We start from the raw sequence: 22558 nt of genomic DNA on the forward strand, positions 1-22558 counted from the left end.
CTTTGTTAAACCGGTTTTGAGTACCCGGGCTGTTTAAACAACAGTTCGGGTTTGCCTTCAATTTCCGGCTCGTACACCACACTGCCCCAGTCGTCTGGCTGAATATCTTCAATCGCTACCGACACCGACGCTTCCGACGATCCCAATACATCCTGCAGGCACTGCGACAACGCATCCGCCAATTGTTGCTTTTGCTGTTGGCTCTTCCCTGGCCACATTTGCACTTTAATGTGAGGCATAGACTAAGTCCTTTAAAAATCATGTTTTTATGATATTGTCATAAAACTCTATTTAAGTAATGAAGTTTCTTTCAATATCACTATGACTTCTACGCCAAGTGTCAGACAACCACGCCAAAACCGAAGCAAAGCTTCCCAGGAAAAAATATTCAAGGGCGCAATAAAACTGCTAACCGAGCGCGGCCCAGAAGAATTTACGCTTCAGGAATTAAGTAAACGCACTAAAGTGTCTGTTGGCTCTATATATTATCGCTTTGAAAATAAAGAAATTTTATTATCGGAACTGCAAAAGCGCGAATATCAGAAAATGTGGGATCAATTATCGCTGGCCATCGAATCCGTTGCACAGCGCTGTAAATGTTTAACCGACATTCTGGAAAATGCCAACCGGACGTACGCAGAGCATTTGCGTGACAACGCGCCGTTGATCCGCGCATTTATGAAAATAGCGTTAACCGACAAAAGTATCTCAACCACCGGCACCAAGATTTATCATCAAAGTCAGGCGCTCTACGAAAACCTGATTTTAACGCATGCCAACGAAATTCAGCGCGAGCAGCAGGAAAAAGCGGTTCACTCCTGCTTCCGCATTTTACACGTATCCATTGCCCGCTATCTGGGCTTTGGTAGCCTTGAGCCCATTACCGACGGACTCAGCTGGGAAGAAATACTCAGTGAAATCGCTGAGATTCAGCAATATTACCTGTTATCACCCACGCTTGCTCGTTAACGCTCATAAGTCATATCGTGAGCATTGCTGTAGTCATTTGAATTGGCATTATTGAATAGACAATAAGCTATCGATTACGTAAATACGAGTTATCAGCAAAAAGTGATATACCCGTTAGAGTGAGTCGGTTAGCCTTGGTATATTCAATCAAACGCCAATTCTAATTATGCAAAAACGACTCACCACTTTAGCAATGGCAGCACTGTTTCTAAATGGCTGCTCCCAGGCCCCGGCGCCAACAACCAGCCAGGTTTTAATAAGCAGCCGAACTATACCTGTGATTGAGCAAGGCGGATTAACCTTTCGCGATCTCAACAACGACGGCTTATTAACGCCTTATGAAGACTGGCGTTTATCGCCCGAGGCCCGTGCAGACGATTTAGTTGCTCGTATGACGCTGGAAGAGAAGGCTGGCCAAATGGTGCATGGCACCCTGCCCGGCTTACAGGGCTTTGCGGGATTTTCTTCGGTAGGTTATGACATCGATGTCTTATCAGTTCCGCTGCTCGAACGCAACATATCAACCTTTATTAGCCGCCTCTCTATGGCTCCTGCCGACATTGCCGTGCAGAACAATTTGGTGCAGCAACTGGCAGAACAAGGTCGGCTTGGCATCCCGGTGAGTATTAGTACCGATCCCAGAAACCATTTTCAGTATGTAGTAGGCGCAAGCTCCGCCAGCAATGGCTTTACTCAATGGCCGGAATACATTGGTTTTGGCGCATTGGATAACCCAGCCACTACCGAAGCGTTTGCCCGTCAAACCGCAAAAGAATACCGTGCAGTGGGCTTTCACATTGCCCTGTCGCCCCAGGCTGATTTAGCTACAGAGCCACGTTGGCCGCGCATTAATGCTACCTTTGGTTCCGATCCACAAAAAGTCAGCCAGCATGTGGCCGCTGCCGTTACCGGAATGCAGGGCAGTAATAAGGGTTTAACGTCAGACGGCGTATTAACCGTTGTGAAACACTGGGTAGGCTATGGTGCTGCAGTGGATGGTTTTGATGCGCACAGCTATTACGGGCGTTACGCCGACGTAGCCAACGAACAGGCCTTTGCCCAGCACATTGCCGCCTTTGACGGCGCGTTCAGTGCCCATACCGGCGCCATTATGCCCGCCTACCCTATTTTGCAGCACGCCAGTGTAAATGGGGAAGCCATTCCGCCAGTGGCCCCTTCGTTCAATCACATGTTACTAAACGATGTACTGCGTGGCACCTATCAGTTTAACGGTGTGTTAATTTCTGACTGGGGCGTCACCAACGATTGCAGTGACGAATGCAAAGCGCCTACCCGGCGTCAGGGTCCGGGCGAAATTGCTATGCCCTGGGGTGTTGAGGATATCTCTCAGTACGAACGCTTTGTGATGGGGATCCGGGCGGGTATTGATCAGTTTGGTGGCACTGAATCGGTAGAGCCAATCATTCAGGCGGTACAGCAAGGCGATTTAACCTTAGAGCGTATCGATGAATCGGTAAAACGGGTGCTGATCACCAAGTTTGCTCAGGGCTTGTTCGACAATCCCTACGTAGACGTTGATGCCGTGGCAAGTGTCGTCGGCCAACCTGCAATATTGCAACAGGCTCACGAAGCGCAGGCTGCGTCTCAAGTGGTGCTTAAAAATAACAGCGAGTTGCTGCCATTTAACTTTGCAGCCAAAAAGGTGTTTGCCCCCGGCATGTCGGCCGAAGCAATTTCAAACACAGGCGCGGTGCTGGTTGACATGCCAGAAGAAGCCGATTTAGCCATTATTCGTACCACCACGCCCAGCGAAAAACTGCACCCACTGTATTTCTTTGGGGCCATGCAGAATGAAGGACGGCTGAATTTTGTGCAGTCTGACGAAGCCATGAAAGCGTTGTTGAGCCTACCAGAGCAATTGCCAGTAGTACTGGCGGTGTTTCTGGAGCGTCCGGCAATTTTAACGGAGATAGCACCACTGTCTGATGCCATTGTGGCAAACTTTGGGGCCAGCGACAGCGCCCTGCTGGCCGCGTTAAGCGGCGACATCACACCGCAAGGTAGCCTGCCCTATGCACTACCTTCCAGCATGAGCGCAGTAGAAGCGCAATCGCCTGCCTTACCCAACGACAGCGCTAATCCGCTGTATCCGGCAGGCTTTTCGTTATCCTACGCAAAGTAATACTGAGTTGGCCCTTTGCGGCCCTTTGGAGATAACGCAAAGGGCCATGGCGGGAAGTTAAATCTTATTTTGTTTTAACTGGCTGGCAGCAAAGGTAGCTGCCCTGGCCGTTAACGCCATATAGGTAAGAGACGGGTTCTGACACGCCGACGATGCCATTGCTGCGCCATCGGTAATAAACAGGTTATCGATATCGTGAGCCTGGTTATAGGCATTAAGCACAGAAGACGTTTTGTCTTTACCCATTCTAGCGCCACCCATTTCATGAATCGCTGAGCCGCCCGGATTAGGCCGGTCTGAACCAAACAATACTCTTCCACCCGCTTTCGACACCATCGCCGCTGCCTCTTCCTTAGCAGCACGCAACAGTTTGTGCTCGTTTTCACCAAAGGTAAAATCAATGCGCAATTGCGGTAAGCCGTCGGCATCCTTGTTGTGCCAATCCAGGGTAATTGCGTTGTGTTCGGCCGGTAAACACTCGGCAAAGGTCGTCAAAACAAATTTCCAGTCGCCAGGGCCGCGTAAGTCCTGTTTAAAGGCTTCCCCTAAACCGGCTTGTTTAGTGCCTCTAGACCAACTGGGCCGGTATGCCCCGCCCTGATACGAAAAGCCGCGCAGGTAGGATTCTGATTGCTCCGCTAGATTCACAAACCTTGGGATCACAATACCCGTAGGCCGGTTACCATAGTAATAGTGCTTTTCAAAACCCGGCATAATCGACGCAACACCCAGTGTAGAGGCGTGATCCATAATGTACTTGCCAAGGGTGCCACTGTGATTAGCCAGGCCGTTGGGAAAGGATCCACTTACCGAGCGTTGCAGCAACGCCACTGTGTTAAATGCCCCGGCACATAAAAACACCATGCGCGCCCGGTATCGTTCACGTTGTTTGGTTTCCCGGTTTATTACATTAACGCCAGTGACTTTTTTATGCGTGGCGTCATACTCAACGGTATCCACCACGGCATCGGTTTTGAGGGTTAAGCGGCCCGTTGCCATAGCAGCCGGTAACGTTGAACTTTGCGTACTGAAATACGCTCCGAAAGAACAGCCTCTGCCACAGATATTGCGGCGCTGACAGGCTACCCTGCCTTCACTTAACTTCGCTTCGGTTAAGTTCGCGGTGCGGCCAATGGTCAGGCAACGCTTCGGATAATGAGCAGCAATTTGTTCACGCATATATTGCTCAACCGGCGTTAACGCCATGGGCGGCTGAAACTGCCCATCAGGCAATTGCGGCAGATTCTCACTGGCCCCTGACACGCCAATGAACGCTTCTACTTCATCGTACCAGGGCGCAACATCGGCGTAGCGAATCGGCCAGTCAGTGCCATGACCATCTTTACCATTAGCAGCAAAATCGGTATCGCTCCAGCGATAACACTGCCTGCCCCACATAATTGAGCGGCCGCCCAAATGATAACCCCGGTACCAGTTAAACGCGGTATCATCCGCGGTTTGATAGGGATGTTCAGAGTCATTTACCCAGTAGTCCTGAGTCCATTCATCCAGGTGTCCGTTGTGCTGCTGAACGGACTTATGGCTGTCCAGATAACGCTTATCGCCTTTGCCCCGAAAGGGTAATTCCCAGGGCGCTTTCATTTCATTTTTATAGTCATGGCGATGGTTAACATTGCGCCCCCGCTCCAGTAATAATACGCGTAAGCCTTGTTCGCATAAGGTTTTGGCTGCCCAGCCACCGGTTATTCCTGAGCCCACTACAATGGCATCATAGGTTTGATTACTCATCCGAATTTTACTCCTGTCCAGTCGCTGGAAAATGCACGTGTGGTGTTATCGCAAGGTACATCGGCATCAAACCGGCCGGGCACCAGCACATAGCGAAGCTCCTGGCTGCCGCCAACCTCTGAGGTGTAATACCCCGTCACAATGAGTGTTTTAATGGCTTTCCACAGCGTAGGCGCATCGCCCAGGTGGTTCACCGGCGCACGGCTGAACGCCGCGTCATCAATAGTGGTAAGCAGTGATAATTGCTGTTGTGGGTTAAGCGCTACAAAATCTTTCCCGGCCAACAACGCCAGCGCCTTATTGAAATCAACCAACGCCGTTGCCGGGCAGTTTGCCAGCCCGTGTTCAATGGCCGTTATCACAAATGCCGGTACGCCTGCTTTGCGAGCGCCGGGCGTGTCGGTATCGGGTAATGTGATATCGCAAAGCCTATTCAGTAACGGCGACTCGGGCACGGCTTTTATCGCTGCCCATACCTGTTGTGGCACTACGCTCATTCCCGCTGCGGCAAGCATGGTCCCCAGAACAGCCCGACGTTGATTATTTATTGAATCAGCCATGCTGTGCCTCCTTTGCAGGGATATTGTCGGGTAAGTCACTGGTCATTGAGGCAGAAAGCCGTTTGGCATTTAACAGCCACATTGGCAACGCTACAATAATCAGCCCAACCACCAGCATGGTTACGGCACTGCTTGAAGTAAACGTATCAATTGTGGTGAGCACCAACGGCGTGGCAAAGTTTGCCAGGGTATACACCAGCCACCAGAAACCGGAATAAGAGCCGCTGAATTGAACCGGTGCAACATGCAGCACATACGTGAGTGCCACCACCAGCATTAAGCCGCCACCGGCTTGCTGTATGATCACAGCAGCAGTTACCGTTGCAGTATCCGACGCGATACCAAGCAATATTAATCCGGCGCCCATCAAGGCCATGGCAAGCGCCAGTGCTTTACCAAACGCCCAGCGTTTTACCAGTCGCGCCAGTATTGCCCCCACCGGTGAGCCAAAAATCAATCCCATCGACATGATTTGACCCACCACGGCCGGTGAGCCTTGTCCTAACTCCTGCAATACAAAAGACAACTTCACCGGCACGGCATAAAACGCCAGAGAGCCGGGTATGGCCAGTGCAACCAGCAGTAACATGGTGTTAAGCGGAATAACGCTGCTCGCAGATGAAGAGGGTGAAGAGGCCGGAGTGACAGGTGCGGCTAGCGATCCTGAAGCGTTGCCAGTAATAGCCGGTTCGTACAAGACTGCGGCAGCAGCAATGAATACCAAAAAGCTCAAACCGTATAAAGCAAAGGTGTAATGCCAATCGATACGACTAACCTGTCCTACAGCAAACAATAACGCAGCACCAATTAATGGCAGCGCTATATTTTGATAGGCAATCCACTTTTGGCGTTCATCACCGTTAAAATACGCTGCGGTGAGCACCATACTCCCGGTAATGATACCGGCTTCAGCCACGCCCAGTAATAAGCGGCTCGCCAACATACCGTACAATGAATCCACCAGCATGGGAGCAGCGCCCATCAGACCGTAAAAGGCCAATGAACCTACCAGTACTTTTTTACCCCCTATGCGATTAGCTAGTTTACCGGCAATCGGCGAACACAACGCCAGGCACAGTGCAGGCGCAGTTAATAACAAAGGCACCAACACCCGCGCATAGGCCTGTCCGCTAAAATGTTGAAACAACGTGCCAACAATGGGCGAAATCAACACGGGTCCCAGCATGATAAATACCGGTACAAATAGCAGCACAATGCCCTGCGGTCGGTTGTGATTTCCTGTAACCATAAAACGATTCCTCATATAAACGCGTAAAGGCCGCCTGTTCAGGCAGCCTTACTATTGAGTTTGAGCAAGTTAGAAGCTGTAGCTGGCCCGTAAGCCAATGTTTCTGACCGAATTAAAGCCCCAGCTCTGCACAACTGAAGCCGTGCCATACACTGCGCTGTCACCCGCGTCAATCCCCGTTGCTGCCGGTACTTTTTCGTCGGTACAGTTTTTACAATACAGAGTGAGATCCCAGCCACTATCCAGACGTACACCGATGTTCAAACCGAACTGATCCACATTGCCAACACGTGTTTGAGGCGCGTTGGAAATCAGGTAGTTGATTGGATCGCGATGGTAATAGTTGAACGTAACAAAGCCATAACCTTCGATTGGCAGGTCAAACTCGTAGGTTGCCGATGTAGTAGAGGTAAACTTCGCTGCGGTTGGCGGGGTTAATCCGGCCGCATCAAAGGTGCCGTTTTCGCTACAATCTGGCTGCTGCGGATAACAAGCTGCGCCAGGGAAACTGTCGAACGACGAATCCATCACTGTTGCCGAGGCATTAATAGTTAACGACTCAACCGGCATTGCCGTAATACTCAATTCTACCCCATCAGAGCTCAGGCTGGCTGCGTTCTGGATCACTGACTGACTAATGGTGGCGTCAAACGACTGTACCTGATAGTCGTCGAACTGCTGGCTAAACGCCGTTGCGTTGACAATCAGGTGATTGTCGAGCCACATGGTTTTCGCGCCAATTTCGTAGTTATCCACCACCTCAGGCTGAATAAAGATGTCGGTTTGTTCTGCTGAAGGCGTATCGGTATAGCCAGGGCCTTTGTAACCACGTGAATACGAAACGTAGAACATTTTGTCTTCGTCGTACTGATATTGCACCGACAGCTTGCCCGACACGTTGTCAGCTGAGTTAGTCTCTTCACGCAACGCAGGTGTGCCAATGCGACTGAAGAAGTTATAGCGCTGGAAGTTCGCCAAATCGATGTAGATTTCATCGTAGGTATAGCGCAGGCCTGCGGTAACAGTTACATCATCGCTTACCAAAAAGTCGAACTGACCAAACACTGCCGTGCTGTTAGTGTCCATACTCATTACCCGATCAGCACCCAGGAAGTAGTCGTTGCTTATGCTGCACATCCCACCCTGGGTAAGGTCTGCTCCCACGCAGAACGGAAAATTGGGTTGCAGGAAGCCAGGCAACAAACCGTCACCCGCTAAGAACGTATCCTGAAACTGTTCTGAGTGAAAGTAGTATAAACCCACCTGCCCGCGTACCGATTCGAAGTCCATCGCTAAACGAATTTCGTTACTGAACTGGTCGTATTCACTGTCGGTGAAGTTAATATTCAGCTCGTTCGACGCCATGTTGTCGTCGGTGCTTTGCAGCAACTCGTAATAGCGCCAGGCCATAATATTCGACAGTTCATAGTTGTCGTTGATGGCATAGGTAAGTTTTGCCATTAACCCGCCCATTTCAACGTCGCGATAATTGTCGCCATCGGCACCGTATTCCAGGTTTTCCTTACCGGGAGTCACCCCATCCGCTGCAACATAGTTTGCTTTGCCACTGCCTTCGCCCAGTGAACGGAAAGTGCGGTCAAAGTTACCCGCCACGCCCGATTCCTTGTTGGTATCGGCAATGATATACAGGCTCAGATCATCGCTCAGTTCGTTCAGATATTTTATCTTTACGCCGTAGTCATCGGTGGTTTCGTCCAGCTTGGGATCACCAACGACTTTAATAGCACGGGCCACCGGATCTTCTGAAGCATAATGGGCGTTAATGCGAATAGCAGATGTGTCAGACAACGGCAGGTTATACATCCCCCGGGTGATGATGCTGGCGCCATCTTTGGGCGTGGTGTCGCGTAACTGGTATTCCACATCGACTTTCCCTTCGGCAAAACCCAGTTGAGGTTTCGCAGTGGTGATATTCACCAAACCCGCCGAGGCATTTTTACCAAACAACAACCCTTGCGGGCCGCTCAATACTTCGATTTGTGAAATATCATTGAACACTGCGCCCATCAAAAAGCGACGGCCCAGGTTAACTTCGTCAAAGGCAACCGCAACACTGGAATCCAGTGCAGTAGAGAATGCCAGGGTTCCCGCGCCGCGAATCGACATAGAGTTGTCTTCACCAATCTGAAAGCTCGGCGCATTAAGACTCATCTGGTAAACGTCAGACACGTTCTTACGCTCCAGATCCACGGGCGATATCACCGTCACGCTTACCGGTACTTCCTGCAAGTTTTCAACACGGCGCTGGGCGGTTACCTGAATCACTTCCAGACCAGATGATGCTTCTGCTGTATCCTGCTCAGAAAGTTGCTGCGCCAGAACGGCCGGAGAAGCCAATAATGACGCAACAACAATGGCACTCTTTTTAAAGGCAAATTTTTTCATAATAGTGTTATTCCTCAGTTATTTAGAGAACAATATAAAACTTGAACTAGCATTCGAGTTTTAACTTAACTCCAAAAAAAAGCTGGGGGTCAGTCAGCTGTTTAACGTTGGTTGCGCAAAGCATACACTTCGCAACAATGTTACACAAACTATAACTTTTATTAACATTACTGGTTAAGTGAATATTTTTCATACATACCATCTAAACGCTGAATACCTGTTAAACCAACTATCCGTTACTTTAATAAATTACGCAGTAGCGCGTGTTGACGACGCACCTGGTCACGACCGCGGTATGGCTCACGACGACCTTCGTATTCACTGGACAGCCAGCCTTTCCAACCCGCGTTTTGCAATGTTTCTACAATGGGTTGCCAAGGAATATGTAAGTCATTCAATTGATCGTCAATTTCAAAAAACTTGGTTTGAATAAAGTAAACATGCTGAAGGATTTCCTGTAAATCCACCATCGGCACGTTTAATGGTTCCAGGAATGGAGGACGCTTACCGCCTTTTACCTCGATGCCTTCATGGCCATCATCACAAGGCGCAGTCTGGAAAATACCTGTGTCGATCATCAACTTAAATTTTGACGACTTATGGGTATTAATAAACTCAATGTAGTCCTGAGTAACCTTGTGTTTGATTGGCGTTGGGCTATGGATTTCCGGGCAAATCACGATATCCAGTTCTTCGGCCAAATCCAGTGAGCGCAATACGGATTCCTGCCAGATTGGATGCGGATCCAGCTCCATGGTGGTAACACCAAATTTGGGCCTGATTGACGTGAAGCCCAGCGACTTAGCCAGTTGCAAATCATGACGGATTTGCGCAGTGCCTTGTTCTACAGTGAGATCGCTGGTTTGCCACATGGCAGTGTCTACCCAGGTACCCAGATTGGTTGGCGTAAGCTGATATTTTTCCAGTAAGCCAAACCACTCATCCCGCCAGGCATTCGAGGGCGTCGGATACCCCGGTATGTTACCTTCGGCCAGCATTTCAATGCCTGTGGCACCCATGTCAGCAATATCCGCCATCACATCTTCCAGGGTCATCAGTGTATACATATCACCGGTATAACTGTAAGTCGACACGCTGAGCTGCGGGCCGGTTAGTACACCACTGTTCACCACCACGATTTTGGCACTGGCTCTGAAAGGAGAGCGACAAAACGGTCCCGGAATATAGGGGCGGCGAATGTACACACACACCCGTAAATCGTAAATACCATTTGGCAAAGGCGCATCAACGGGAATAGTTACAGTAGCCAGCTCGTCAAGTTGCCAGCGCGCAGATGTGCTGCTAAGTACTTCCTGTAGTGAATAGGTTTGCCCTTGCAGCGTCCATTGAGCCGTCTCACAAGGATAGGATTTACCATTCAGGGTAACATCAATGCCATCGATAAGGCTGGCTTGAACGCCCCGGTAATTGGGGTTTCGCAGTTGAAACTGAAAGCCGGGTTGGCCGTTTTCCAGTACTACGTTCTTCGCGCCCCTGCTCTGAATAATCGATCGTTCAATCATAGATTTCCTCGCAATAAAAAAGCAGGCCTGCCGGAAATCCAACATGCCTGCAAAGGGTTAAACGGGTTTGTTAAATGGGCTTGGCTAACGCTATTGCTGAGTCACGCATAATGGCTGTGTGCTCTTCTTTATCGCCGCCTTCAATTTCAATTTCTGCCAGGCGACCCGAGTTCTCCACCACCATTTTGCAGCGTTCATAACGGCGCGCCTGGAAGCCTTGCAGCGCTTCTTCCAGCGTTGCTTTGTTAGCCACTTCATCAGCCAGCACCAGCGCATCTTCAATACCAATACAGGCACCACTGGCAAGGTGCGGCGTAGTGGCGTGTACGGTGTCACCAATCAACACGATACGGCCTTTGTACCAGGGTGCTGGCATCATTACGCGCTCAAGCGGGCGATAGTGAATAAGACAATCTTTATTCAGCATACCCGACAAGGTTTGCACCATAGGCGCAGGAAAGCCCTTAAGCAGACCTTGTAATTCCTCAATGAAGGTGTCAGGCTCACGAAAATCATTCTGCGCACGGTTCTCTGTAACAAACATGTACATTTGATCTTTCGACATGGGGTTCACACCCGCTTTGATGTGCTGACTCACCCACATCATGGTATTTTCCACTTCAGGTAAGCGCGGCAGTACAGCACGCCATACGCCCTGCCCAATGTATTTGGGAGCGGCAGCATCCGGGAATAGGTGATTGCGCACTTTTGAATAAACGCCGTCAGCACCCACTACCAGATCATATTGTTTGGTGGTGCCATCAGTGAACGTGACTTCTACGCTATCACCCAGATCATTGATGGATTCAAACGTAACGCCCAGACGCACATTGGTGCTGGTACTGCGGGTTTTATTGGCCAGGATTTTTGCCAGTGCCGGGCGCATAATTGCACCACCACCGGGTAGTCCTTCGCCTAATGGTGGCGCAGGAATATGTGCCAGATGCACGCCATGCGGCGCAAACACATCCAGCCCACCATGACCGCTACCGGCCTGCAGGTATTCGTCCATGATGCCCAGTTGCTTGAAAGCACGCATAGTCGCGCCGCCAATGCTGATCCCGGCACCATCGGTACGCCAGTTTGGATCGATTTCAACTAAATCCACCTCAACACCGGCTTTGCTTAACTCAATGGCCGCAGACATACCTGAAAAGCCACCACCAATTATCAGTACATTGTTAATACAGTTGCTCATATTCCTAGTCCTCCAGAGTGATCCATAAATAGCCATCGGCTTCGCAGATCACGGGTATCGGTCGCAAAGATTCACCTTTGCAAGGACCGGAAGTACATAGTCCAGACCGAATGTTAAACAGTGCGCCATGTGCAGCGCATACGATGTTGTCACCTGCTGCATCCAGGTATTCGTCTTTTTTCCATGGCAGGCTGGTGTCGCCATAATGCGGACATACATCGGCATAGGCGAAGTAATCACGGTCTTGCCTGACCACGAAAATGGTGTCAAAGCCATGCCGCTCGGGGTCAAACCCTTGGGCACAGAAATCGGGAATATCGTCTTCGCGACACAGCCTGACACGCTTGCTCATTACGCCCCCGCTTTAGGCGGTGGCGGACCCATTGGCGCCCATTTTTCGCGATATTGCAGCAGGAACACCTGGGAATTGTCAGCGCCAGGCATGGCTTCCCGGGCAGCCCATTGCTCGTCGTGCAAGTCCATGTCTGCATCGAATTCCATGTTGCAGCCAAACGGGCTCTTGAAGTACCAGAACCAGTTTGAACCAAAGATATGGCGGCCCGGGCCCCAGAAGCTCTGATAACCTTTATTCACCATGTTGGTACCCGCTGTCACAACGTCAGTAGGCCCGCCCATATGGAAGGTAAAATGCTCAATGCCTTTCATGTGCGGTGGGGTTTGAATAAAGAACACGGTATGGTGATCCTGAGTACCAGCCGGGCGCATAAATGGGCCCACATGGGTGAAGCGATCGGTAGTGACAAATCCAAGACGGTCGCGGTAGAACGCTTCCTGTTTAGGCGCATCCGGTACAAAGTACACCACGTGTGACAAGGTACGTGGCTTAGGCGAGTCTTCTTTCGTTACCGCTATCTGGTTTACGCCGCGTTGCGCGGGTGCCCCCGGTGCATTAATGGTTTCCGCTGGCATATCCAGCACCTGGCGCACCGTTACCTGAAAGCCCAGCACAAAGCCATGATCGTCTTTGGATTCAATGCTGCCATCGTCGAATCGGGTGACGTCACGGTCTTTTTCCAACTCTGCGGCAATCGCATCCACGGTGGCCTGATCCGCTACACCGTACACGGTTTTGCGCAGCATAGTGCCGGTTTCCATGGCCGCAGGTAATTCATCATCGTGCTTGCTGCGGATTTCAATGCCGGTGCCATCCAAGGCAACAAAACGGTGTTCACCGCGGGCAGTTAAACCGTAATCGCTGGCAAACTGGCGGCAGGCATCGACGTCATCCACGCCAAATACCAGTAAATCGGGTCCAATAATATTCATGGTGTTCTCCGGTGTGTTACGCGCCTGCTTATGCAGTGCGCGCATTGAAGTTTTCTGCTACCCAGTCCGCAATGTACTGGCCGGCATTGATACTGTTGTCAAAGCTTGAGTGCTGAACGCCGCCCTCGCGTTGAGTGAAAATCTTTAATTCACGTTTTGGGCTGTTAACTAACTGGTCGTAAGTGCGCTGTGCCCATTTCAGTGGAATTTGCGAGTCTTTTTCGCCATGGGTAACCAAAAACGGCACTTTGATTTTTTCGATCTGTCCGTCCAGGTGCACGTTCTCGGCAATCTGCATAAACTCGTCGATGTCTTTTGCTCCCCACACCCAGCAAACGTGCTGCCAGTAGTGCGGTACCGGGAAGTCGCCTTCTTTTTCCAGACGGCGTTTTTGTACGTCACGCCAGTCGTGGTTGGCACCCCATACCACACCCAGTGCGATACGCGGCTCGTTGGCTACTGCGCGCGGGCAGTAGTAGCCACCCAGTGACACGCCTTCCATACCAATGCGGCTGTTATCCACTTCCGAATGTTGCTCCAGCCAGTCGACCACTTTTGATGCCCAGTGTTCACTGTCGTAGCGAGCAGTAAAGTTCTGTAAACGCAAGGCTTCACCGGTACCAGGCTGATCAACGATGAGCGATGACACACCGCGCTTAGCCAGCCACTCAGGCAATCCCACGCGGTACTTCATTTCTTTAGTAGAATCCAGGCCGTTTACCTGAATGAGAATGGGTGCTGGGCCTTCTACCCCTTCGGCTTTCACATACAACGCCGACAGGTGTTTACCTTCATAGGGGATCTCAACGCGCTGGCAGTTTTCTTTGCCCAGCTCCACACTCTTTTGGAATAATTCCAGTGAGCGTTTATACAGATCCAAACGCCCTGGCGCATTGTGACCTTGCAAACGCTCACACGTGATCAGATAGCTTGATGCACGCTTGTACTTTTCGCCGGCAGACAGTAAACGTCCGCGTTCGATATCTTCTGCTGCCAGGCCACACAGCTTGTCAGCCATGTTTGCCCAGGTATTGCGAAATGCATGGGTACCCTCTTTGTCGGGTTGTTTAGCGGCCTCTTGTAAAGGCGCGCACATTTCTTCGATTTCGCCGATCCGTGCGCCCATTTCGATGGCTAAATCAACTGACAGGTTCCACACGTAATTGGTTGGAAAATACTTAAACATTGTTTGTCCTCATGGGTTCATCCCTCTCTTACACCGGAGGGATTCATGATTAGTTTGTTACTTTGGGTACAAAGGCGACTGCCCGCACGAAGCCAGCAGAAGCATGTTTGATTTTGTAAGGGAAACAAGAAACCCAGAAGCCCGTTGTGGGCAAGGCTTCCAGGTTGGAAAGCTTCTCCATCTGGCCGTAGCCAATATCCCGGCCGGCCTTGTGGCCTTCCCAGATAATTGAGGCATCGCCCGACTCGGCAAAGCGCTCACGGGTAAACTTGAAAGGCGCATCCCAGCTCCAGGCATCTGTGCCAACCACTTTTACACCGCGCTCCAGCAGGTACATGGTGGCATCGCGCCCCATTCCTACACCGGCTTCCAGATAACCAGGCTGACCAAATAACGCGCCAGCACGGGTATTCACTACTACAATATCCAGCGGCTGAAGCGCGTGACCAATTCGGGCCAGTTCAGCTTCTACTTCGTCAGCGGTAACCACATGACCATCAGGCAGATTGCGAAAATCCAGCTTAACACCAGCCTGAAAACACCATTCAAGCGGCAATTCATCAATACCGTAGGCAGGTTTGCCGCCATCGGTGGTGGAGGCGTAATGCCAGGGCGCATCCATGTGCGTGCCGCTGTGAGTGGTAATGTGTAACCGCTCCGCCGCCCAGGATTCATTGCCAGGTAACTGGTCGAGAGTAAGCCCAGGGAACATGGCTTCCATCTCTGGCCAGCCCTGCTGATGATCCATGTAGTCAATTTTGGGCAACAATGGCGGTGGATCGGTGTTGGGGTTGTTGTCGAGGGTGACCGACAAATCAATTAAGGTAAATTGAGCAGGATTAAACATGTTGATTCTCCACAACCACGTGCTGGCGAATTTCACCAAACAGACTATTACCGGCGTCATCCGTCGCTTTTAGCGTGACGACTTCGCCGTGTTGTAAAAACAGGGTGCTGGGTGCACCGTTGGCAATCATTTCTTTTGCGCGAAGCTCGGCAATACAAGCCTGCCCCACAGACGGATCTTCATTTGACACCGTGCCCGACCCTACAACTGTGCCGGGGTGTAACGAGCGGGTAAGCACAGCGTGTGCAATTAATTCGTCGAAACCAAAATGCATTTCTGCCCCATGAGGCGTACCGAATTTTTTGCCGTCGCGGTGAATAACCATGTTCAGGTGAACCCGGGCGTTCTGCCAGTGGCAGCCAAGCTCATCCGGTGTAACAGCAATGGGAGCAAAGGCAGTTGCCCCTTTGGCTTGCACAAAGCCGAATCCGGTTTTCATTTCACGTGGCGCCAGCGCCCGGTAACTGATGTCATTGAGCATCACAACCAGGCGAATTGCCTGCAAAGCCTGCTGCGGTGTACTCCCCATAGGCACGCGGTCGGTGATCACGGCAAACTCGCCTTCAAAATCAGCGCCATGTGCCGCATTGGCAACCACTATGTCATCTTTAGGGCCGCTGAAGTTGTCGCCAGCGCCCTGATACATCAGCGGGTACTTGTCGGCATCTTCAATGGGGTCAAGATGAAAGGCCTTTTGCATTAGATGCCCGTGATTCATAAAGCACGAGCCATCCAGCCATTGCCATGCTCGTGGCAGCGGTGCATCCAGGATCAACTCACCCAGCGACTGCGTATTTTTAAGCCTGCCGGCATTCAATGCGTCATACCGCACCTGCAGTTCAGGCGCACAGCTATCCCAATTATTCAGCGCTTCCTGCAGTGTGGCCGCGATGTCGCCTACCGACACCGTAGTGCATAGGTCCCGGGAAACCAGAATGAGTTCGCCATCGGGGTGTGATGTTCTTTTGGTTGCAAATTTCATGACACAGCCTGTTCAATATTCAATTTATAATAAAATTAGAATGCTAGTTATCATAATTGAAATTTAACAATTATGAAACAATTAGTAAAAGCGATGTTAATGCAGTAGAATGAATTGATAAAATTGAAAGTATTGATTACTTCTATCGAATTGGTAAATACATTAACATTCTAATAGCTTTACTCACACCGATAGAAAAAACACCGTAACGTTTCACTGAGGTATTGCTTGTGCGTGTTGAACAGCTTGATCTTAACTTATTGTTGGCACTAGAAATTTTACTTGAGGAACAGAATATTACCCGCTCTGCCGAGCGCCTGCACCTGTCTCAGTCTGCCACCAGTAGCATTTTAGCCAGATTGCGCAGTTATTTTGAAGATGACTTACTCGTGCAGGTTGGCAGGCAAATGCAACCTACTCCCTATGCGCTGGAGCTGGAGGCGCCGGTAAAACAAATATTAGGCATAGTACGAGCATCAATCACCAGTAAACGACAAAATAATCCAGAGCTAAGTCAGCGTCATTTTAGAATCATCGCTTCAGATTATATCACTCAGGTAGTGATCTGCCCTTTACTGGCAAAAATCAATCAACTGGCGCCTGCCGTTACCTTTGAATTTTTAACGCCATTCAGCCACGGTGCGGAGTTGCTGGCCAAGGGGGGCGCGGATTTCTTTATTTCTCCTGAAGCGAGAATGATAGACACCTATCCACATGAATTCCTGCTCGAAGACGAGCTGGTGTGTATTGGCGATCCGGCGTTTTATCCCGGTCAGGACGCAATAACAGAAGACGCTTTTTTTGCCACCGGCCATGTGTCTGTGGGTTTTGAACGTATAAGTCGCTTTAGTTTTGAAGACTGGTTTAAAGAAAACCTGGGCCACGAACGCAAAATTGATATCATCAGCAATGACTTTAACACGCTGTGTCTGTCGCTCATTGGGACGCCCCGATTAGCCATGATCCCGGCCAAGTTCGCCGAACAACAATTGAGCCGGTTACCCCTGAAGCAATTTGACATTCCGTTTACCCCGCCTAAGTTACTGGAATACGCAGCCTGGCACCCCACTCTGGATGGCGATCCTATGCACCGTTGGCTCCGAGAATTAATTTTTTCTTCGCTGAGATCTGCGCAATCCTGAATGTAATAAGTAAAGAATCCACCCACTGAAGAGGGAGTGTTAAGGTAGGCAATAAAAAAACCGGCGCACGAGGCGCCGGTTTGACTTCACACAATGACACAGAAATTAAAAGAAGTTGTAAGACACCTTCAGACCAAACGTTCTTGGCGCGCCGAATGACCACAGCTGCACGTCTGCTGGGCCCGCTGCGGTGTAGGTGTAATAGCTCACCGGACTTTCGTTTTCGATGTTGCGAACGTACAACAAGGCTTCCCAGGTTTCGTCAGACGTGGTGAACTTCAGCGTAGCATCGGTTTGCGTGTACGCATCCTGCTGGCTGTCACGGTCGTTAAACGGTGACAGGAAGTAATCACTCTTATAGCGGGTAAAAATGCTAGCTACCAATGACCCTGCTTCCAGCTCCCAGTAATGGTCGTAAGACAACGTAATGATCCATTCAGGCGCGTTTGAAGGCACATTGCCAGCCAAACTAACCAACTCACCGTCCACTTCACTCACTGCAGTTGTACTACAACCACCCAGACACTGTACTGGTATAGCGCCAGCAAACTCAGTGTATTCAGCATTCAGGTAGTTCAAAGATAAAGCAAGACTATCAGACTGAGTTAACCAGGTATCATAAGTACCTTCCAGCCCCCAAATACGGGCTTCACCGGCGTTGAATACCTGACCACCTTTGTTGGTATCCAGCAAAATAGCTACCTGCAAATCGGTGTAGTCGTAATAGAATGCAGAACCAGTAATATTGTAATCATCGCGGTCCAGTTTCAGGCCAGACTCAAATGAATACAGTATTTCAGGGTCATAAATTTGGCCAGTACTGTCGAAACCACCCGCTTTATAGCCTTTACTGATCTTACCGTAATAAAGGCTATCAGAATCGGGCTGATAGTTCGCACCCAGCGTCCAGGTAAATTCGCTTTCTTCCGATAACAAGTCACTCACTACTGCACCAGCGGTATCAATAGGACGAATCGTTGGATTTTCGTCAAAGGTTAAACCGCCAGGCAAGTTAGTCTGGGTAGCAGACTTGCGGTCCTTGGTATAACGACCACCCGCCACAACGGTAACGGTATCACTTACCGGTACATCAACCTGACCAAATACAGCGGTAGATTTAGATTCAACATCCGGACGATAGAACGTATTTGCCCAGAAGCCTTGCGGACCATTCGGGTAAGCACCGATGTAAACTAACAACGCTGAGTTTACGTCCTGCTCTTCCTGGAACTGGAATACCCCACCTTGCCAGAAGAATCGATCTTCGCCGCCACTAAAACGCAGTTCATGGCTGGTTGTTTTGATGTTGGTATTGCGATAGAAAATATAGTTTGGATGCAAGGCTTCATCGGCATCCACAGTGCTGTCACGATAGCCGCCGCGATAGCTGATCGTCATCGCATCCATACGGTAGTCGATTTGCGCACGCAGGGCGTCACCATCGACTTTGTGGAATGCAAATCCAGCCGTTGAAGGCGCAGCGAAGTTCTCGCGATCCACACTGGCTAAATTGTTGGTTTTTGAAGGAGTACACAGTACTTCACCATTTACCGTGGCGACTTCTTCCCAACCAGCCGCAACATTACACTGCCCATTTCCGTCGTCAGCCTGACCGGTGACGTTTGCATCAACTGCTGCAAAAAATGGCGCTTGCTGCTCTAATGAATTTGTTTCAAAAGCAAAATATGCGGAGAGGTTATCTGTTGGCTCCAGTTGCAAACCAATCCGGCCTGCCTGAACATCTTTGTCACCCGACTTTAAACCAGCGGCTTCATGGGTTCTGAATCCGTCGTGTTGTGATGAGAATCCAGCTACACGAACTGCTGCCATATCACCCAGTGGTATATTTAACGCACCGGTAAATTCACGTGAATTGTAGTTGCCTACATCGGCAGAGAAGTCGCCATTAAACTCACCAATTTCGGGCTTGTTGGTAATGATATTCACTGCACCGCCGGTGGCATTACGACCATACAAGGTACCTTGTGGGCCGCGTAACACTTCCACGCGCTGAATATCAAACATGGCCGCGTTCATTACACGAGGACGGTTTATATATTCGCCATCAATACTGATAGTAAGTGACTGGTCGGCTGCTTCATCGTTACTTTCGGTACTGATACCACGCAGCGACACCCGTGTAGAAATGGAGTCATTCGCGGTAACAAAGTCCGGTGCAACACGGCTTAATGACTGAATATCGCTTACCCCGGCATTTTCCAGTAATTCGGCACTCACCACGTTCATCGAAATTGGAACGTCAGAGGCAGACTGAACGCGGTTTTGCGCGGTCACTTCAATCACTTCTAATTCTTGCTTGGAACCTGACTGCTCGGCTTCTTGTGCATAGGCACCGGCCGACAGTGCCATTAGCACTGCTGTAGATAAAATGGCTTTCTTATGATGTGTATTCAACATGAAACACCCTCTTGTGTAGGCATTGGTGTATCAACCTCGATTATATGTGAAGTCCTGTCATTCAGGATCTTGTAACTTCACATCCCTTTCCCAGCCACCCACACATGAATGCGAATGACCATTCACATTTAACCACAAGATAAAATTAGATCAACAACAATTACACAAATAAATAACAATAATTTATGTACTCACACCAAGCACACACAAATAATCCTTATTTATCATTATTTTATAAAATTTGATTTTTTTGTAAATTTCATAACAAATACATATTGTTAATTAGAATTAACAATCTTATTTTTAAAACAAGAGGAGTCGTCAGTAAAGGTTATAGGTGGAATTGATTGCGCAAATACGAAAGGGAGGAAATCGGTAGCAAAAACTAAAAAAGCAGGTGCGAACTCATTAGTCGCAACCTGCTTTTGTAAATGATGATAATGGCGTAGTTATCAAATAATCTGCCAACAGGCTCCTTTTTCGGCACTGCTTACAGCGGCTTCAATAAATCGCATTCCTCGCAGTCCATCAGCAATCCCCGGATAACCACCCTGAGGCTGCTCATCCCGCGCGACGCGGCGAATGTCCTCAATAAACAGTTTGTATAACCCCGCTAAGGATTCGAGAATCCCCTCAGGATGCCCACCAGGTGTTCTGGTTAGGTGCAAAGCCTGCTCAGAAACCAAACTGACGGCAGTTCGCAAGGATTGCCGTGGTTTGCCCTGTTGCGTAAACCACAAGGTATTAGGCTCTTGCTGATGCCACTCTATGGCCGCTTTGGCACCATAGATACGAATTGCCAACGCATTTTCCTCACCACACGCTATTTGCGAACACACCAGCGTGCCCTTGCCGCCACCAGATAACCTGATCAGCATATTGGCATCATCGTCGAGTTGGCGTCCTGCACCGAATGAGGTTAAATCTGCGCAAATTTGGTCAATCGTTTCACCGGTCATGAACTCCACCATATTGGCAGCATGCGTACCAATATCGCCAACACAACAACTGATCCCGGATCGCGCTGGATCAGTGCGCCATGACGCCTGTTTATTGGCATCCGGCCCCGATTCCAATGCCGACATGAGCCAGTCCTGATTGTACTCAACCAACACTTTGCGAATCGCCCCCAGCTCGCCACTGGCGATTTTTTGCTTCGCCTCGTGCACAGCGGGATAGCCGGTATAGGTATGCGCCAATCCGAAAATTACCGGATGCTCTTTAAGCGCTGCTTCAATTGCCTTCGCTTCTGCCAGATTCATTGCCAGTGGCTTTTCGCACATCACATTAATACCCGCATTGATAAAGGCAACGGCTACCTCTGCGTGTAAATGATTTGGCGTAGCAACAATCACAAAATCAATGCCATCTTCCCGGGCAGCTTCCTGCTTAGCCATTTCGTGAAAGTTGCTGTAGCTGCGCTGTAAATACCAGGCTTTTGCACTGTCGTGCGCCACGGCTTCTCGCGACGACAACGCGCCGGCAACCAGCACCGCCTGACCGTCGAGTTGTGCAGCCATACGGTGCACGGCACCAATAAACGCGCCGCTACCACCGCCAACAATTCCCGCCCGTAAAGGGCGTTGTTGCAGACTGTTTTGATAAGTTAATTCCATACTCACTCCATAAAGCCCGTTGCGTTAAGACCGGTAAGCTTCGCGCCCAGTCCCTTGCACAGGAATGTTTAATCCAGGCAGCATCTCATGCTGTATGCTGTACATTGCGGCGGCAGCCTCATCGATGGCTCTGCAAAAATCCACCGAGCCTTTTAACAACGGTGCCAGCTTGGTGCGGTCCTGAATACGCGCTGCCGGATATTCATGCTCAACAACCAGGTAGGCATTGGCAATATCCAAATCGAGTAATTCCCGAGCTGCCAGCTGATGATCAAGCCAGTCGACCGAGCGATTCTGCAAATAAGCCAGCGGATCGTGGCGCGCAGTACCGGGCAACTCATGCTCACACAGTACGGTTTGCTTTTTCCAGGCATGAATTAAATCTGCTGGATTGTCTGATGGCTCGCCATTCACACAATCGCCACGTTGCATTGTTTGACCGCCGTAGCCCCAGGCAGAGACCCCTTTAGCGTCGATAACCTGCCCTTTTACGTGGAAGCCGGCAATTAAGAATCCATAGCCTTCATCTTTTAAATACTGGAACATCGACCGGGTATCCTGCCCCATCAGCACAGAATGAGACGGGTCGTAATGGATACGGAACTGATCGCCCACACCGTGCTTCTCACAGATACGGTGCAGCGCAATCCAGGTAGCGGGCGTGTAGGCAATATTATTGTGCCACCGATCCGTTGGATTCCAGCCTGGCATTGGGCATTGCTCAACCCGGTAAGTCAGCCCTCGGGCTTTAGCTTCTTTGAGTAGCGGAATAAACTGCTCTTCAAACATGATCAAATTCTGATCCATCGACAACTGGATATTACGACCCACAAAGCCGCACACAGCGTCGGTACCCAGCAAGGTTGCTGCGTCGAATACCTTTAGCATAAACTCGTGTTTGGCTTTGCGTTCGGCATTGCCGTGCACCAGCATATTGTCGAAGTACGCAAGGTCCGACAGGCCAACACCGGTGTGACGCATAGCGGCTAACACCCGGTTAGCCCGTTCGGCATTGAATGCGTCCCGCAAGTCCAGGGTATTGGCTACCGGATCAATCAAGGCTTCGGGTGGCACATCTGCAAGGCTGGGATGTATAGCAGCTGACAATTGAATATTCGGGCAAGCCATTTCGCTGGCAAACGCCAGCCAGTCTTCAATCGCTTTGTCAGGATCCGCATCGCGAATATCGCGCGGGGTTAATTCCTGCAACGCCGCAGTGAGAATACTCAGCTTCATATGTTTGGGCTGATAACTGATGGGTGTTGTCATTATTGTCTCCTGTA

General features: G+C 50.1%; 18 protein-coding genes. 3 read left to right on the plus strand and 15 right to left on the minus strand.

The features are described from left to right. Window positions 1-5: 5 nt before the first annotated feature. Complete coding sequence (locus tag FJ444_RS16495) at window positions 6-239, minus strand: tautomerase family protein (RefSeq protein WP_140960104.1); 234 nt, start codon at window positions 237-239, stop codon at window positions 6-8. A gap of 82 nt (window positions 240-321) precedes the next feature. Between FJ444_RS16495 and FJ444_RS16500 the strand changes: the two genes are divergently transcribed. Continuing rightward, window positions 322-969 carry a TetR/AcrR family transcriptional regulator gene (locus FJ444_RS16500; RefSeq protein WP_140960106.1) on the plus strand — a complete coding sequence of 216 codons (648 nt, stop codon included), beginning with the start codon at window positions 322-324 and terminating at the stop codon, window positions 967-969. Window positions 970-1135: 166 nt separating this feature from the next. Next, window positions 1136-3112, plus strand: a complete 1977-nt coding sequence (locus FJ444_RS16505; RefSeq protein WP_219993907.1) for a glycoside hydrolase family 3 protein — start codon at window positions 1136-1138, stop codon at window positions 3110-3112. Window positions 3113-3169: 57 nt separating this feature from the next. On the opposite strand, the gene FJ444_RS16510 is transcribed toward FJ444_RS16505, so the two are convergent. The 11 genes from FJ444_RS16510 to FJ444_RS16560 form a co-directional block, all read right to left on the minus strand. Beyond that, the gene (locus tag FJ444_RS16510; protein ID WP_140960110.1) at window positions 3170-4861 is read right to left on the minus strand and encodes a GMC oxidoreductase; all 1692 of its coding nucleotides are present in this window, start codon (window positions 4859-4861) and stop codon (window positions 3170-3172) included. Next, a complete protein-coding gene (locus tag FJ444_RS16515; RefSeq protein WP_140960112.1) occupies window positions 4858-5421 on the minus strand; it encodes a gluconate 2-dehydrogenase subunit 3 family protein in 564 nt (187 codons plus the stop codon). The genes FJ444_RS16510 and FJ444_RS16515 overlap by 4 nt, the downstream gene beginning before the upstream one ends. Then, window positions 5414-6670: an MFS transporter gene (locus FJ444_RS16520; protein ID WP_181405196.1), complete on the minus strand. Its 1257-nt coding sequence runs from the start codon at window positions 6668-6670 to the stop codon at window positions 5414-5416. Before FJ444_RS16520 ends, FJ444_RS16515 begins: the two co-directional genes overlap by 8 nt. Window positions 6671-6739: 69 nt before the next feature. Then, a complete protein-coding gene (locus FJ444_RS16525) occupies window positions 6740-9076 on the minus strand; it encodes a TonB-dependent receptor (RefSeq protein ID WP_140960115.1) in 2337 nt (778 codons plus the stop codon). 236 nt (window positions 9077-9312) lie between these two features. Then, window positions 9313-10599 (minus strand): DUF6379 domain-containing protein, encoded by a 1287-nt coding sequence (locus FJ444_RS21505; RefSeq protein WP_219993908.1) that lies wholly within the window; start codon window positions 10597-10599, stop codon window positions 9313-9315. Window positions 10600-10669: 70 nt separating this feature from the next. After that, window positions 10670-11797, minus strand: coding sequence for an FAD-dependent oxidoreductase (locus FJ444_RS16535; protein ID WP_140960119.1), 1128 nt, complete (start codon window positions 11795-11797; stop codon window positions 10670-10672). 4 nt (window positions 11798-11801) lie between these two features. Next, the gene (locus FJ444_RS16540) at window positions 11802-12149 is read right to left on the minus strand and encodes a Rieske 2Fe-2S domain-containing protein (RefSeq protein WP_140960121.1); all 348 of its coding nucleotides are present in this window, start codon (window positions 12147-12149) and stop codon (window positions 11802-11804) included. Further along, a complete protein-coding gene (locus tag FJ444_RS16545; RefSeq protein WP_140960122.1) occupies window positions 12149-13084 on the minus strand; it encodes a VOC family protein in 936 nt (311 codons plus the stop codon). Before FJ444_RS16545 ends, FJ444_RS16540 begins: the two co-directional genes overlap by 1 nt. A gap of 28 nt (window positions 13085-13112) precedes the next feature. Next, window positions 13113-14270: a S9 family peptidase gene (locus FJ444_RS16550; RefSeq protein WP_140960124.1), complete on the minus strand. Its 1158-nt coding sequence runs from the start codon at window positions 14268-14270 to the stop codon at window positions 13113-13115. A gap of 49 nt (window positions 14271-14319) precedes the next feature. Then, window positions 14320-15117 carry a cyclase family protein gene (locus FJ444_RS16555; RefSeq protein ID WP_140960126.1) on the minus strand — a complete coding sequence of 266 codons (798 nt, stop codon included), beginning with the start codon at window positions 15115-15117 and terminating at the stop codon, window positions 14320-14322. Further along, on the minus strand, window positions 15110-16099 hold the full coding sequence (locus FJ444_RS16560) for a fumarylacetoacetate hydrolase family protein (RefSeq protein ID WP_140960128.1): 990 nt from the start codon (window positions 16097-16099) through the stop codon (window positions 15110-15112). The genes FJ444_RS16555 and FJ444_RS16560 overlap by 8 nt, the downstream gene beginning before the upstream one ends. A gap of 230 nt (window positions 16100-16329) precedes the next feature. Between FJ444_RS16560 and FJ444_RS16565 the strand changes: the two genes are divergently transcribed. Continuing rightward, a complete protein-coding gene (locus FJ444_RS16565) occupies window positions 16330-17241 on the plus strand; it encodes a LysR family transcriptional regulator (RefSeq protein WP_140960130.1) in 912 nt (303 codons plus the stop codon). 105 nt (window positions 17242-17346) lie between these two features. On the opposite strand, the gene FJ444_RS16570 is transcribed toward FJ444_RS16565, so the two are convergent. The 3 genes from FJ444_RS16570 to FJ444_RS16580 form a co-directional block, all read right to left on the minus strand. Further along, the gene (locus FJ444_RS16570) at window positions 17347-19659 is read right to left on the minus strand and encodes a TonB-dependent receptor (RefSeq protein WP_140960132.1); all 2313 of its coding nucleotides are present in this window, start codon (window positions 19657-19659) and stop codon (window positions 17347-17349) included. A gap of 452 nt (window positions 19660-20111) precedes the next feature. Then, entirely contained in the window at window positions 20112-21275 is a 1164-nt protein-coding gene (locus FJ444_RS16575; protein WP_140960134.1) for a Gfo/Idh/MocA family protein, read from the minus strand. Window positions 21276-21299: 24 nt separating this feature from the next. Further along, window positions 21300-22544: a sugar phosphate isomerase/epimerase gene (locus FJ444_RS16580; protein ID WP_181405197.1), complete on the minus strand. Its 1245-nt coding sequence runs from the start codon at window positions 22542-22544 to the stop codon at window positions 21300-21302. Window positions 22545-22558 lie beyond the last annotated feature (14 nt).

The sequence above is a fragment of the Aestuariibacter sp. GS-14 genome (assembly GCF_006494365.1).
Classification (GTDB): Bacteria; Pseudomonadota; Gammaproteobacteria; order Enterobacterales; family Alteromonadaceae; genus Alteromonas; species Alteromonas mangrovi.